Origin of the sequence: Tychonema sp. LEGE 07196 (assembly GCF_963890365.1) — a bacterium.
In the GTDB taxonomy this organism is placed as follows: Bacteria; Cyanobacteriota; Cyanobacteriia; order Cyanobacteriales; family Microcoleaceae; genus Microcoleus.
On record NZ_CAWPRX010000131.1, the window covers coordinates 1 to 16,395 of the forward strand.

Genomic DNA, 16,395 nt, shown 5'->3' on the forward strand with positions numbered 1-16,395 from the left:
CAAGAATAATCTTGCTCCCTCCCCGCGGGAGGGGAGGGTTGGGGTGGGGTACTTTGGATTTTTGCAAGAGTTTTATTGAATTATCTGCGTCTATCTGTGTCTATCCGCTGGAAATCGGCAGTTAACAGATCGAATATTTATGCCGATCGAGTTTAGCTTCAGCGGATATCGTATTGCTTTAAGATTAATTAGCCACAAAAAGTCTAACTTTCGGGCTTCTACAGACTTTTAAGTAGACTCTAGCGGAGCCATTGTCAGTCCAGCACGGCTCAATTGCATATGATAAAGTTCTGCTTGTTCTTGCGGGCCAACCCAGACGGTGGCCTGGCCTTCGTTGTGGATTTGGTTGGCGAGATCCCAAGCTCGATCGCTCGTCATCCCTGGAATGTATTTTGTCAAACATTCCACTACGTGCTGAAATGTATTGAAATCGTCGTTGAGGACTATTACCCGATAGTTAGGATAAGGCTTGCGGGTAACTTGACTCGATCGAACGGGTGCTATGGTTGGTGAAGAGGTCATCGCGCGAACAGCCACTGAAACTACAAAATTCGTAAAATAGTTACCTCTTCAACTATATCACAATTTCTGAACTTTAAAACCGCCCCTTGCAAATAAATCGACTTTGGCGATTTTCCAGGGCGATTTTTCGATTTGAGATTTGAGGACAAAGAAACCGGGTTTTCAGGAAATTGAGGGTTTCTACCCACGATTTTTGTTGAAAAACCCGGTTTCCGATCGATCGTTAGATGCAGTACAGCTTATCCAACTACAGTTAACTCTCGATCGACCCCAGAAGTGTTGGTGTCAGAGTATGCTTGCAGCAGAAGTTGCTTTAAATCTTCAATCAGCGGATAGCGGGGGTTTGCTCCGGTGCATTGATCGTCAAAAGCGCGATCGGCCATTTCCTCAACGCGAGCAAAAAAGAAATCATCACTCATTCCCTGACTGGCGATCGCCTCCTGAATCGTGCTAGGAATATCTACCTGACGCTTCAAATCTTCCACCGCTGCGATCAAGTTCTCAACTTTCTCATCTAGTGTTTCCCCGCCCAAATTCAGATAATCCGCAATTCGCGCATAACGCCACTTGCTGTTAGGATACTTATTCTGAGAAAAAATCGCTTGCTTGAACGGAACATCCGTTGCATTGTAGCGAATTACATGGGAAATCATCAGCGCGTTCGCTAAACCGTGAGGGACGTGACAAGTTGCACCTAATTGGTGAGCCATTGAGTGACAAACCCCCAGAAAAGCGTTCGCAAATGCCATCCCGGCGATCGTAGCAGCATAATGTACTTTCTCCCGCGCTTTCGGATCGTTAGCACCATTTTTGTAAGCGCTAGGCAGATATTTAAACAGCAAACGAATCGCTTCTAAAGCCAAACCATTTGTATACTCAGAAGCCAACACAGAAACATAAGCTTCTAAAGCGTGAGTCAGCGCATCAACGCCACCATAAGCAGTCAGTTTCCGGGGCATATTCAGCGTAATTTCGGGATCGACAATCGCCATACTCGGAGTCAGAGCATAATCAGCCAGCGGATACTTAATCCCCGATTTCTCATCGGTAACAACCGCAAAAGGTGTAACTTCCGAACCCGTTCCCGAAGTAGTTGGAATTGCCACCATAAGTGCCTTAGAACCCAAAGGAGGCAGTTCGTATACCCGCTTGCGAATATCCATAAACCGCATCGCCAATCCTTCAAACTCAATTTCTGGATGCTCGTACATCAGCCACATTACCTTAGCAGCATCCATCGGCGAGCCACCACCAAAAGCAATAATTACATCGGGATGGAAACTATTGCAAATTTCTAAACCTTTGCGAACAGTAGCAAGGGAAGGATCGGGTTCCACATCATAAAATGTATAATGAGCGATGCCAATTTCTTCCAAACTATCTGTGACTTCCTTAACCAATCCCAATTCAAACAAAGGTTTATCCGTCACAATCAAAGCACGTTTCTTACCTGCAAGATCCCTCAAAGCTACAGGAATGCAGCCAGACTTAAAATAAATCTTGGGAGGAATGCGGAACCAGAGCATATTTTCGCGCCTTTCTGCTACAGTTTTGATATTCAGCAGGTGATGGGGTGTCACGTTGACAGAAATCGAATTATCGCCCCAGCTACCGCAACCGAGGGTAAGGGAGGGATCGAGGCGGAAATTGTACAAATCGCCGATCGCACCTTGAGAAGAAGGCGTATTAATCAGCACCCGCGAAGTCTCTAGTTTGCTTTCAAAATAACGAATGTGGTTTTGATTGTGCGGAGCCGTGTAGAGTACAGAAGTATGGCCGTGTCCGCCAAAAATTATCAGCGCTTCAGCTTTGTCTACTGCTTCAGTAAAATCCTTGGCGCGGTACATTGCGAGAATCGGCGAAAGTTTTTCACAAGCAAAGGGTTCTTCTTTACCTATCGCCTCCACTTCTCCAATCAAAACCCTGATGTTTGACGGCACTGAAAAGCCAGCAATTTCTGCCACCTTTTGCACCGATTGTCCGACAATTTCAGCATTCAATCGACCATCAATTAAGATTACCTGCCGCACTTTTTCCCGTTCTTCAGCATTCAGGAAATAAGCACCGCGCTTGATAAATTCTAGTTGCACGGCATCGTACACCTCATCCACAACAACTACCGATTGTTCCGAAGCACAAATCGTGCCGTTGTCGAAAGTTTTGCTGAGCAAAATTGAGCTAACAGCCATTTGGATGTGGGCGGTTTCATCGATGATGGCCGGAGTATTTCCCGCGCCGACACCGAGGGAGGGATGTCCTGAAGAGTAGGCCGCTTTTACCATTCCCGGCCCGCCAGTTGCCAAAATTAATTTGATATCGGGGTGCTGCATCAAAGCTTGGGAAAGTGGCACAGTTGGCTCGTCAATCCACCCAATAATATCCGGTGGTGCTCCAGCAGCTACAGCAGCATCGAGGATGATTTTTGCCGCCGCAGCCGTGCAGGATTTGGCGCGGGGATGGGGAGAAAATATAATGCCATTTCTCGTCTTGAGCACGATTAAAGACTTAAAGATGGTGGTGGAAGTCGGGTTAGTTACAGGGACGATTCCCGCCAGCAGTCCCACCGGTTCGGCAATGCGTTCGTAGCCAAAATGGCGATCGGACTCGATGATACCGCAAGTCTTATCGTTTTTGTATTTGTTGTAAATCATTTCCGAGGCAAAATGATTTTTGATTGCCTTATCTTCGATGACTCCCATTCCCGATTCTTTGACTGCTGCCTTGGCTAAGGGAATGCGGGCGGCATTAGCGGCTAAAGCTACTTGCTTGAATATGCGATCGACTTGTTCTTGAGTGTAGGTAGCAAATTCAGCTTGGGCTGCTTTAACTTTTTGAATTAGGACTTCTAATTCTTCTAAATTGGTAACTTTCATGAGTTTTTTCCTGATGTTTATTTTGTGATAATTATTGCCTCAACCTTTGATTGGTAGGTAGGTAACCCGCAGATCGGCGCAGATAATTTCAAGGTTGTTGGTGAATTGTGAACGCGGTATTTTAATTATTATATACCGCTAGCTCCGATCGCATAAATGCCGCGATTGCTAAAAATATCAACAGTTTTTTGGACGAGTTCCGGTGAAGCTGGAGGTGTATCTTTGAGTTCGTAATTCAGCTTTAATTGTTCCCATTTGTATTCTCCCATTTTATGAAATGGTAATACTTCTACTCTTTCCACACTGGTCAGACTGGCAATAAAATCTGCTAGTTTTTCTATGTTTTCGATGGCATCTGTGAGGTGAGGAACTAAAACGAAGCGAATCCAAGTCGGTTTGCCAATTTCGCTGAGATATTTAGCCATTGCTAAAGTAGGCTCGATGGAAACGTTGGTGACTTTGTAATACACTTCGGGAATGTAGGATTTGATGTCCAACAAAACCAGATCGGTCATTTCCAGCACCGGTTTAGCAAGTTCTAGCAGACAGAATCCTGATGTGTCTAAGGCTGTATGCAACCCCATTTGATGACAGCGGCTAAAGATTTCTCTGACAAAATCTGGCTGCATCAAAGGTTCGCCGCCGCTGACTGTAACGCCTCCTTTCCGCAGGTATGATTTACATTTGGTAATTTGATCGATTAAATAATCGACGGTTACTTCTTTACCATCGTGGGAATTGCGACAGTCGGGATTGTGACAGTAAAGACAGCGTAAGGGACAGCCTTGGGTGAAGACGATAAACCGGATTCCGGGGCCATCGACGGTACCAAAAGTTTCGATTGAGTGAATACGTCCAATTCCAGACATTGATTTGGTTTTGAATTTTGCTTGGTTTCAACTCCGCTCAGCCAGCGGTTAAATTGTTAACTGAGCGAAGTCGAAGTTTGAGTTTGGGCTTTGCTCAGACACCGTTTAGGTTGGTGGCTGAGCGAAGTCGAAGCTATACCCGTTCGTGGAATGTCCGTTTAATCACATCTAATTGTTGTTCGCGGGTAAGCTTGATGAAGTTCACCGCATAACCGGAGACGCGAATTGTTAGCTGTGGATATTTTTCGGGATGTTCCATCGCATCTAGTAATGTTTGCCGATCGAGCGCGTTAACATTAATGTGATGGCCGCCATCGTGGAAATAGCCGTCTAGCAGCCCGACTAGGTTTTTTGTCCGATCGCCTTCCATTCTGCCCAAGGCTGCTGGTAGAATCGAAAAAGTATTCGATATGCCATCTTGACAATCGCTGTAAGGCAGTTTGGCGACAGAAGATAAGGATGCGATCGCCCCGCAGGAATCTCGCCCGTGCATCGGGTTAGCACCGGGAGCAAAGGGTTCCCCTGCTTTGCGTCCGTCGGGTGTACTACCAGTTTTTTTGCCGTACACTACGTTAGAAGTAATCGTGAGTACCGATTGAGTTGCTACAGCATCACGGTAGGTTTTGTGCTGGCGAATTTCGTTCATGAAACTTTGCACGAGTTCGATCGCCAAATTGTCTGCGAGATCGTCATTATTGCCGTATTTGGGATATTCGCCTTCCGTCGAGTAATCTACTGCTAAACCTTGCTCGTTGCGAATCACCTTAACTTTAGCGTATTTAATCGCCGAAAGCGAATCCGCCACCACGGACAGTCCGGCAATTCCACAGGCCATTGTCCGATAAACATCGCGATCGTGCAATGCCATTTCTAGACGCTCATAGCAGTATTTATCGTGCATATAGTGAATGACATTCAGCGTATTGATATAGGTTTTTGCCAACCACGCCATCATGTCATGGAACCGCGCTTTTACCTCGTCATAATCGAGATATTCGGAAGTAATTGGTGTAAATTGCGGCGCAATTTGGTCGCCGGATTTCTCATCTATACCGCCGTTGATTGCATAGAGCAAAGTCTTAGCTAAGTTAACTCGCGCTCCGAAAAACTGCATTTGCTTACCAATTCGCATCGCGGAGACGCAACAGGCGATCGCATAATCGTCGCCGTAGTCAGGACGCATTAGATCGTCGTTTTCGTACTGAATCGAACTCGTATCGCTGGATATTTTTGCACAAAATTCCTTGAAGCTTTCCGGCAAATTTTCCGACCACAAAACGGTAAGGTTAGGTTCTGGCGCAGTACCGAGATTTAAGAGAGTGTGCAAGAATCGGAAACTGTTGCGAGTTACCAATGTTCTCCCGTCATTGCTCATACCGCCGATCGCCTCTGTTACCCAAGTTGGATCGCCAGAGAACAGTTGGTTATAGTCGGGAGTTCGCAAAAACCGCACCATGCGGAGTTTCATTACAAAATGGTCGATTAGTTCTTGCAATTCCTGTTCGGAACTGGTGCCACTTTGCAAATCGCGCTCGAAATAAATGTCTAGAAACGTGGATACACGGCCGAGGGACATCGCCGCCCCATTTTGTTCTTTCACTGCTCCCAAGTAGCCAAAATACAGCCACTGGATAGCTTCTCGTGCATTGGCCGCCGGCTTGCCAATATCAAAGCCGTAGTTAGCAGCCATTTCTTTCAACTCAAACAAGGCGCGAATTTGCTCGGATAACTCTTCGCGCAGGCGAATTGTTTTCTCGTCCATCGCTTCTAGTTCGAGCGATTCTTGCTGGTGTTTCTTATCATCAATTAGGCGATCGACACCGTACAGAGCAACGCGCCGGTAGTCACCAATGATGCGCCCGCGTCCGTAGGCATCTGGCAAACCTGTGATGATACCAGAACGTCTCGCCAAACGCATGGAGCGGGTGTAAACATCGAAGACACCATCGTTGTGTGTTTTGCGATATTTCGTAAATATTTCTTCTGTTTGTGTATCGAGTTGATAACCGTAAGCTTCTAAACCAGCCTTGACCACGCGAATTCCGCCGAAGGGCATAATCGCGCGTTTCAAAGGTCGATCGGTTTGCAAACCTACTATTTGTTCTAACTCGCGATCGATGTATCCTGCTGCATGAGCGACGATCGATGTGGGTACTTTTGTATCAACATCCAACACGTCTTTTTCGCGCTCTTGCTTCATTAGTTCCAGAACTTTTTGCCAAAGCTGCTGGGTTTTTTCGGTTGGTGCTGCGAGAAATTCTGCATTCCCTTCGTAGGGGGTGTAATTCTTTTGAATAAAGTCTCTAACGTTGACTTCTTTTGTCCAACTGCCTTCTGTAAAGCCCTGCCATTCTATAAACATAGCTTTTTTTCGCCTCAAGTTTTTGTTAGCGATCTTTTTTTCTTCTTTAATCGCTAAATCTAGCATATCTTGAATTTCCAAATTTTTAATAGCTTTTTTGCCCTTTGTGACAAAAGTTTACTTTCCAATTTTGGGGAAAAAATCAAAATAGATAATATCCAGAAATCCCTCTGGAGTTTTTGATGAAATTATGATAAAATTGGATTCTGAACTAACACTTTGACAACAGCCTTGTTGTTTAATGTCGGGTTGGTCGGAAACGTGCAATCAGATTTTGTTGTCACAGGAATTTGGCAAGTGACACCATCAGTAGGGTGCGTTAGTGAAAAAAACAAATTTTTGGTACTAACCTTAAAACTGACGCACCCGGAGATCCTATTTAAAATGTGACAATCACGTAAGTAAGATGTCCAAAACGCTACTGGAGCGAGATCGAGAACCAGCCGAACAAGCCGAAAAAACCGAAAAATAGTTCGGATTTGATGCGGTAATTGTTCAGTAAATTCACCTAATTAAACTTTCAATAAGGCTGGTTTGGCTGGTTCCGTCAGTATTATCACTGCTCTCCTAGATGGCTAAGCTGTGAGAGCATTTAGATTGTGTATGGCGATCGAGCGCCAGAGGAGAAAAAGGAAGCTATAAAGGCTTCCTTCCACTGCGCTCTTAGCACAAGTTGCTCTTCGGATAAAAAGGAGAGTGGATTTGACGATTTTCGCTCGATTATCGAAATATACAATTTAAATGCAGAATAGCTTAAAGCCTTCTTGGTTCTTGTTTCTTGGTTCTGCTTTCTGGTTTATTGCTTTTACCGACAGCAAAGCAACATTAATGGCCGATCAATTGAACTAGGGTATTATGCAGATAAATTCAGTCAATCACAGCACTGCGAGCGATCCGGCTCACGATATTTGGAAAGAACAGCGTCACGAACTCGATCGCATTTTTCATCCTCGATCCGTGGCTGTTATCGGCGCAACAGAGAGAAAAGGAAGCGTCGGACGCACTCTCCTGTGGAACTTGATTAGCAATCCCTTTGGCGGAACAGTTTTTCCGGTAAATCCCCAGCGCCACAGCGTCCTGGGGCTCAAGTCTTATCCAGACATTGCTAGCGTCCCGGAAGTAGTGGATTTGGCGCTGATTGCTACGCCGGCGGCTGTTGTACCGCAAGCAATCCGCGAATGTATCGCTGCTGGGGTGAAAGGGGCAGTGATTGTTTCTGCTGGTTTTAAAGAAATTGGCCCGGCAGGCGTTGCGCTAGAACAGGAAATTATGGCTGCAGCGCGTCTGGGCGGAATGCGGATTATCGGCCCCAATTGTCTCGGCGTGATGAATCCTGTTCTCGGGCTCAATGCTACTTTTGCAGGTACGATCGCCCGTCCGGGTAATGTAGCCTTCATCAGTCAAAGTGGCGCCCTCTGTACTTCGATTCTGGATTGGAGTTTGGGAGAAAATGTCGGTTTTAGCACTTTTGTGTCGATCGGCTCTATGCTCGATGTCGGTTGGGGCGATCTGATCGAGTATTTTGGGGATGACCCCCACACCAAAAGTATTGTTTTATACATGGAATCGATGGGTGATGCTCGATCGTTCCTGTCCGCCGCCCGCCCAGTGGCGATCGACAAACCGATCATCATTCTCAAGGTGGGACGTACCGCCGCCGCCGCCGCCGCCGCCGCTTCCCATACGGGAGCTTTGACTGGCAGCGATGACGTGCTCAACGCTGCTTTCCGCCGCTGTGGTGCGTTGCGGGTACATACGATTTCCGATCTGTTTGACATGGCAGAAATTCTGGCAAAGCAACCCCGACCCCTAGGGAACCGCCTATCGATCGTCACCAATGCAGGAGGCCCAGGGGCGATCGCCACTGATGCCTTAATTAGCGGCGGCGGTGCCCTGGCAGAGCTTGCACCGGAGACGCTGCAGCAGCTTGATGGGTTTTTGCCGCCTCAGTGGAGCCATCAAAACCCGATCGATATTTTGGGCGATGCTAGTAGCGATCGCTACGCCAAAACTATAGAAGTTGTCGCTCCCGATCCCAATAGTGACGGATTGTTGGTCATCCTCACACCCCAAGCGATGACAAATCCCACCAAAACCGCAGAAGAATTAAAGTCCTACAGCAAACTCGGAAAGCCCTTATTAACAAGCTGGATGGGCGGTGCAGAAGTTTTAGCAGCAACGGAAATTCTCAATCAAGCCAAAATTCCGACTTTCCCCTATCCCGATACGGCCGTCAGGTTATTCAATTATATGTGGCGGTACAGCTACAACCTGCGCGCTATCTACGAAACGCCTTCTCTCGCGGCTGATTCGGATCTCTGGAGTCCCGATCGACCGACGATCGCTAAGATTTTGACTTCTGCACGCACAAGCGATCGCGCTCTGTTAACAGAGTACGAATCAAAGCAGTTACTCTCTGCTTATGGGATTCCCACCATCGCCACATCCATAGCCACCAGCGATCGCGAGGCTGTGGAAATTGCCGATCGCCTCGGTTATCCTGTGGTGCTAAAACTGCATTCTGAGACGATTACTCACAAGACCGATGTGGGGGGCGTACAACTAAATTTAGGCGATTCTAAGGCTGTAATTAGTGCCTTTGAGGCGATCGCCCAGCGGGTACGGGCGATCGATCCCGCAGCGTTTCTCGGCGTGACTGTGCAGCCGATGGTGCGTTTGGAAGGCTACGAACTAATTTTGGGTAGCAGTATCGACCCCCAATTTGGGCCAGTCATGCTGTTTGGTTCCGGCGGACAATTAGTAGAAGTGTTTCAGGATCGATCGCTAGCACTGCCGCCTTTAAATACCACCCTAGCGCGGCGGATGATGGAGCAAACGCGCATCTACAAAGCTTTGCAAGGAGTGCGCGGGCGATCGGCAATTGACCTAGAAAAACTCGAACAGTTATTAGTTCGTTTCAGTCAACTGATTGTCGAGCAACCTCAGATTGCCGAGATAGATATTAATCCGCTGCTGGTTTCTCCAGAAGGTGCGATCGCCCTCGATGCCCGCGTTGTGCTCCAGACTACAGAAAACACCGTTTCACCTGCGATTCGCCCCTATCCGGTGCAATACGTTCAACAATGGTCAACAGATAGTTCCATTACCATCCGTCCGATTCGCCCGGAAGATGAGCCGCTGATGGTGCTGTTTCATCAAGAGCTTTCCGAAGAGAGCGTGTATTTGCGCTACGCTCATATGGTAAATTTAAAGCACCGCATCGCTCACGAACGTTTGACCCGGAGTTGTTTTATTGACTACGATCGAGAAATGCTGTTAGTAGCCGATCGCAAAGACCCCGAAACCTCAGAACACCAGATTTTGGGAGTAGCACGTCTCAGCAATCTGCACGGCAAAAACGAAGCCGAATTTGCCCTGATCGTCCGTGACAGCTATCAGGAGCGGGGTTTGGGAACAGAATTATTGAGGCTGCTGCTGCAAATTGGTCGCGAAGAGAAATTAAATGCGATCGTCGGCTACATTCTCACTAGCAACTACAAGATGCAGAGCCTCTGTGAAAAAATAGGATTTGAACTGAAACCAGAGCGAGGTGAAGGAATGTTGAAAGCTGTTTTTGTCTACTAGCTCATCCAGTCTTACGCGCGCACTCTATTCGATCTCAAACAAGATGGAGGAGTGCGATCGCTTAATTCGTAATTCGCGATCGGACAAACTGATTATAATTGTGAATTACTTTTTGGTAGTGTAGTGATTAGACCTCTTGCAAAAATAACTAGGATGGATTCTCCGGCTCCTTCCATAATAAAAAATGTTGATCGTGGAACAAGCCGAAAAGCCTGTTCCACAATTTGATTAAAAGCACTTTTGCAAGAGGTCTATTGATAATTTCTGTTAATTTACTGGCTCATACCTGTATGAAAAAAACTATCGCGATCATTTCACTGCTATTAAATGTCATTCTCTTAACAGGGATTTTAGAATTTACGATAAAGAAGGGGTATTTAGGTAGATTTTTAGTCGTGTTTAATGCAAATGCCATCGGATTATCGACAGACACCCTAAGTTCTAGTTCTTGGTGGCTAGATGAAGTTGATTATCAACTATATCTGACTAAAAACACTCAAATCAATGCTTGCATTTGGGGCGATTCTATCACCTCTGAGCTGGGAAATACAATGGGTCAAGATACTTTTAATTTTGCCTTGCCCGGAATGTCAACAATTTCTCTGATCGAACAGCTCAAACTCTTAACTGCTGCTAACGTTAAATGTAATACATCAATTATTGCGATCGGTACTAACGATGCGGGTTATCGGATAAATGATCCACAATTTGTTGACAATATGCAGGAAATTATCCGCACTGTCAGAACAAAAATGAACACCAAAAAAGTAGTGTTAATCCCTGCTTTTTACTCAACGATTGAAGCCAGCCATGATATCACACTAGCAGGTTCTTTGGAAAGAGTGAAAAGCATTCAAGCCTTGACTCGTCAAGTGGCAGCGACAGATAAGTTATTGATAGTAGAAAAAGAAATTCAGCCCCTGTACGAAGGGACAGTATTGAAAGATCAGGTAACAACAGATGGCGTTCACCTTGACTCAGAAGGCAGACAGATTTATCGAAGAGCCTTATTAAAAATACTGAAGGGGGGATAACCAATACGGTTCACTTAAGTCAACGTAGGGTGCGTCGCCAAAAACAACTCTCGCCCTGGAACGCCAGATTAAACGAGCGATGCACCCTACAACTTAGAAATGAGAATTAAATAACTTCCAAATTTGATTGTTGTGGGATGGGCTAGAAGAAAAATGGAAATTATTTAATTCACAATCCTTAGAGAACCCATTTGACATCTTTGAGTTTTTGGGTTGGGTGACGAGAAATATAGAGATAAACTGGTTTCTGAGATTTACGCTCATGGCGAGAAACCGGGTATTCTTGGAGTTTTTGGTTGGGTGACGAGAAATATAGAGCTCAACCCGGTTTCTGAGATTTACACAGAATAGATATCAAATGGGTTCTATAACTTAAGTAAACCGTATTGGGGTATAAGTACGATTAACTTAAGGTTCTTTGAATTCCTCCAGTAGCATACGGGTTATCCGTAAACAGTCCCACAATTTTAGATTTCCTGTACGATAGCAACTGCCTTGGTAATACCATCTTCCGCTTGGATGTGCGCCGCCAATCTGGCGGCGCGTTGACGCATTGTTTGAGCTGTAATAGCTTGTTGAATCCTTTGTATCAGTCGTTCAACTCAACAGCCTAAAGTTTTGCTAAAGCTCGATCGATATGCACTCTCATTTTTTCGGCTAATAGAGGGACATTGGGTTCTTGAAGGATACTTAGATGATCTCCAGGGATATCATATATATCTAATCCTTCAAGCAACAGTTCCTTCCAGTTTTCCAAAGTGCTAAAGTGACTTTCCTCCTTCGCCCGGAACAAAACTGCCCTGCCTGGGTAAGGCTGTGGCTTGTAACTATTGAAAGCGTACTGCCGAAACTCTACTAGAGGATCGACGCTATTATTAACATTATTAATGTTAATATCAGGAGTCGATTTAGTCTTCGATTTTAGTATCTTTTGGAATAAATATGAAATCCCTTGTTTGCGGAGCTTTTTGATATGAAAAGCCAGCTTCTGACTCAATGATAGTTGGTTTTTTCCTGGAATCGCACTATCCAAAAGGCCCAGGAAAGCTACTTCCTCACCCTGTAAATGAAGTTGATGTGCTATTTCAAAAGCTACTAAGCCACCTAAGGACTCACCCGCTAGGAGGTAAGGGCCTTTAGGCTGATGTTTTTGTATTTCTTTGAGGTAGCGAGTGGCCAGATATGGAACACTCACTGAAGGCGTTGGTGATTGGTCAAGATTATTCCTTTGGAACATATTGACTTCCTCTTTGACATAGACTCCATAACAGGTTTGGTCTTTGCCGAGGTGTCTTGATAAATTATAGTAAAGGAATATGCCGTAAATAAAGAATAAAGGCAGTTTGGAACTACCTTTCTGAATCGTGACTAAAGCCTGCGAAGAAGACGAGAATCTTTGTTTGCGAAGGGTGTTAGCCAACTGCTGAATCGTTTGCGATTGGAAAAGGATAGGTAAAGGTAGCTCTTTATTGTAGGTTTTCTCTATTTCACGAATTAGGGATATCGCTAATAGGGAATGTCCTCCCATCTCGAAGAAATTATCTGTCGTACTGATGGGTGAAATATTCAATACTTCTTCCCAAATATTGACGAGTTGAACTTCCAAATCATCCTTGGGCTTGGCACTTTTTTCTGGCTTTTCTGGCTTTTCTTGAGTTGTAGGGGCGGGCAAATCTAGAGCCTTTTGAGTGGCGGGTATGATTGCTGCTTCGCGAGATTGTTCAGGTACAGGTAGAGCTTTACGATCTACCTTACCATTCGGTGTTAGAGGTAGAGCTTCCAAGAAAACGAAGATAGATGGCACCATATATTCTGGTACATACTCCTTGAGCAGACTTCGCAGTTCTTGGATGCTTGGGTTCTGATTGTTGAGAGCGACAATATAACCCACTAGACGCTTGTCGCCAGGAAAATCTTCCCTGACGATGACCACTGCCTGCTGCACGTTGGAATGTTTGACCAAAACAGACTCGATTTCACCGAGTTCGATCCGAAAACCGCGAATTTTGACTTGAAAATCTAGGCGACCTAAACACTCAATATTTCCATCGGGCAAATAACGTGCTAAGTCCCCTGTCTTATATATTCGTTCGGTTTCTCGAAAGGGATTAGGAATAAATCTCTCAGTGGTTAAATCGTCACGTTGCAAATAGCCTCGCGCTAATCCTGAACCACCAATATGTAATTCCCCAGCCACCCCAATGGGAACGGGTTGCAGGAGAGAATCTAAGATGTAGATATCGGTGTTGGCGATCGGCTTACCAATTAAAATTCGCTGTTCGGCGTCTTTGACTTGATAAACTGTTGACCAAACTGTTGTTTCCGTCGGCCCGTACATATTCCAAAGTTCTGTACCTTTGGTTAACAATTGGGCAGCCAATTCTTTGGGCATGGCTTCCCCACCGGAGAGGATTTTCAGCGGGAACTGACTTTCCCAACCCGATTCTATCAATAATCGCCAAGTCACTGGAGTCGCTTGCAGGATCGTAATGCCTAATTGGACGATCGTCCTTAATAACTTTCTGCCATCCATAGCAGCTTCCCGACTCAGGATCACAACCTGCGCTCCCACAGTCAGAGGTAAGAACAGTTCTAAGACTGCAATATCAAAAGAGAGAGTGGTGACAGACAGCAAAATATCCGCCTCACAAATTCCCGGTTGTTCGCGCATCGAATTTAAAAAATTGACTGCCCCGCGGTGAAGAACTTGTACGCCTTTGGGCTTACCCGTAGAACCAGACGTGTAAATGACGTAGGCCATATTTTCTGGCGTAACGCTGGCGATCGGCATTTCCTGACTCTCTTGGGCAATCAGTGGCCAATCCGTATCCAAACAGATGACCAATGCTTTTTTGGCTTCTTTGGCAGGCAGGCTATTCACAAGCTGCTGTTGTGTTAACAATACTTGGGCTTGGGAATTCTCGATCATGTATTCCACGCGATCGGGAGGGTAGTTGGGGTCTATGGGAACATAGGCTCCGCCCGCCTTCAGCACACCTAATAATCCCACAAGCATTTCCAGAGAGCGATCGACACAAATGCCCACTAAATCATCCGGCTTCACCCCTCTTTGTTGCAAATAGTGGGCCAGTTGATTAGAGCGTTGATGTAGTTCTTTGTACGTCAATGTTTGACCTTCAAAGGAAACCGCAATTTTCTCTGGAGTTACTTCTGCTTGTTGAGCTATTAACTGGTGCAGGCATAGCTCTTGCGACTCATCTTTTTGAGTCTGATTCCATTCCACAAGCAACAGATTTTTTTCTTGGTCTGGCAACAGCGGTAAGGCAGAAATCGATTGTTCTGGATGAGCCACAATCCCAGCCAACAAAATCTGGAAATGCTCGTTCATTCGTTCAATAGTTTCTGCATCAAACAAATCCGTGCTGTAGTACCAACTCCCCTCCAATCCTGCGCTGGTTGGTTTTAAGAATAAAGTTAAGTCAAACTTTCCTTCGTTGTTTTCAATCACCCACGGACTGGCTGTTAATGTTGACAGATCGATCCTTTGGAAGGGAATATTTTCCTCAAAGACAAAGGTCACTTGAAACAGAGGGGAATAGCTTAAGTCGGGCTGGGGACAAAATTGATCGACCAATAAGCAATAGGGCACATCTTGATAGGCTTGCCCTAACAAAACAACTTTCCGCACTCGTCCCAGAAACTCTGGAAACGTGGGATTACCCGACATATCTGTACGAAGGGGAACGGCATTGACAAAATTTTCTGCATTCACACGGCTCACAAAGGGGGAGCCAACAATCACGTCTTCCGTACCTGTATAGCGATAGAGCAAGATCTTAAACGCGGCTAACAGGGTTGTTGATAAGGCGACGCCTTCCTGGCCGCCCAATTGGCCCAGGGCTGTCGTGATTTCCCCAGAAATGCTAAAAGACAGAGAAGCTCCTTGGAGGGATTGCTCTGGGGGACGTGGCCTGTCAGTGGGTAGGGGTAATAGAGGGGTGGCTCCCGCAAGTTGTTTTTGCCAATAGGCTAAGGAGTCTTGAAGGGGGAGCTTGCGTAGTTCTGATATCAGAGTTGTATAGGATATTTCGTAGATTTCCCGATCGATATATTGCAATTTGGGATCGTAATACAAGATCAATTTCAGAATACCCAACGCTGCAACCCATTCTTGAGCTCGTATATATCTCAGGATTTCGTAAGGCAATCGATCGGCAAAAAGCTTAGTCCAAGATTTTTTTCCTTGTTCGTAAGCAGCTATATATTCTTCTTTTCCGGTTTGTTGAACGTAACTCCATTGCCGACCGTGGGATAGTCTTGCCTGGAGCAGCATTTTTGCCGATTTACTGGATAGGTTATTGCCAGTGTAGCGATATTTAGAAACGACTTGACCGTGAAAATAAATCGGAAATTCACGGGCAACCCGCAGGAATAAATTGATATCTTCCATTGGTACTAGACTTGGGTCAAATGCACCAACAGAATCAATAGAGACGGACTCCAGAGCAAAACGGCGAAACAGAATACAACCGCATTGAATCTTATGCTGGGTGGCTAAAATGGTTTGATAATTAGCAACTTCAGGCTGATCCTCATATGTCTCTTCTACTTTGTATGAGCCATCAGGTTGAATGGAATAGAAGAAATAACGACCAAATACAAAGCCCACCTCTGGTAGGGCGTTGATGTGGTTGACTCCAATCTCGATCGCTTCAGGTAAAAGGCAGTCATCACTATCCAGGAACAGAATATACTCTCCTGCACTAACCTGCAGACCAGTATTGCGTGCAGCAGCAACGCCTTGGTTTTTTTGATAGACGTATTTTATTTGCGGGTAACGATCGCAAATTTCTTTCGTTTCATCAGTAGAACCATCATCTACGACAATAATCTCAAATACGGGTAGAGTCTGCCCAAGTATACTCTCAATTGCTTCCGGTAAAAATTGGGCGCTATTGTAGGATGGAATCACTACTGATACGTTTTTTGTCATTTTTTATACTCCAAAAGGTTGTGTTAAATATTTCGGCACCCAATATTAAAAATATATCTCTCCAGACATCTATCTGTCCACACATCTATCTATCCAAAACTCTATCTATCACAACAACATTGCTCTAACAAGGGGAAACGTCCCGACTTTGCGAGGAAAGGATAGTATAACTCTCCTTTCCTCCCTACAAATGGGT

7 protein-coding genes are annotated in these 16,395 nt (G+C 45.4%); 2 read left to right on the forward strand and 5 right to left on the reverse strand.

The window, feature by feature from the left end:
• Positions 1–228: 228 nt before the first annotated feature.
• The 4 genes from clpS to pflB all read right to left on the reverse strand — a co-directional run bounded on the left by clpS (position 229) and on the right by pflB (position 6,626).
• Entirely contained in the window at positions 229–522 is a 294-nt protein-coding gene (gene clpS, locus AACV78_RS15465) for an ATP-dependent Clp protease adapter ClpS (RefSeq protein WP_194008643.1), read from the reverse strand.
• A gap of 239 nt (positions 523–761) precedes the next feature.
• A complete protein-coding gene (gene adhE, locus AACV78_RS15470) occupies positions 762–3,395 on the reverse strand; it encodes a bifunctional acetaldehyde-CoA/alcohol dehydrogenase (protein ID WP_194008642.1) in 2,634 nt (877 codons plus the stop codon).
• 128 nt (positions 3,396–3,523) lie between these two features.
• Positions 3,524–4,264 (reverse strand): pyruvate formate-lyase-activating protein, encoded by a 741-nt coding sequence (gene pflA, locus AACV78_RS15475; RefSeq protein ID WP_194008641.1) that lies wholly within the window; start codon positions 4,262–4,264, stop codon positions 3,524–3,526.
• 133 nt (positions 4,265–4,397) lie between these two features.
• Positions 4,398–6,626: a formate C-acetyltransferase gene (pflB, locus tag AACV78_RS15480; RefSeq protein ID WP_194008650.1), complete on the reverse strand. Its 2,229-nt coding sequence runs from the start codon at positions 6,624–6,626 to the stop codon at positions 4,398–4,400.
• An 855-nt stretch (positions 6,627–7,481) separates the two neighbouring features.
• Here pflB and AACV78_RS15485 point away from each other — a divergent pair.
• Both AACV78_RS15485 and AACV78_RS15490 read left to right on the forward strand, forming a co-directional pair.
• Positions 7,482–10,211 (forward strand): bifunctional acetate--CoA ligase family protein/GNAT family N-acetyltransferase, encoded by a 2,730-nt coding sequence (locus AACV78_RS15485; RefSeq protein ID WP_194008640.1) that lies wholly within the window; start codon positions 7,482–7,484, stop codon positions 10,209–10,211.
• Between the two features lie 290 nt (positions 10,212–10,501).
• Complete coding sequence (locus AACV78_RS15490; RefSeq protein WP_194008639.1) at positions 10,502–11,245, forward strand: SGNH/GDSL hydrolase family protein; 744 nt, start codon at positions 10,502–10,504, stop codon at positions 11,243–11,245.
• A gap of 610 nt (positions 11,246–11,855) precedes the next feature.
• Here AACV78_RS15490 and AACV78_RS15495 read toward each other — a convergent pair.
• Entirely contained in the window at positions 11,856–16,199 is a 4,344-nt protein-coding gene (locus AACV78_RS15495) for a non-ribosomal peptide synthetase (protein ID WP_194008638.1), read from the reverse strand.
• Between the last annotated feature and the right edge of the window lie 196 nt (positions 16,200–16,395).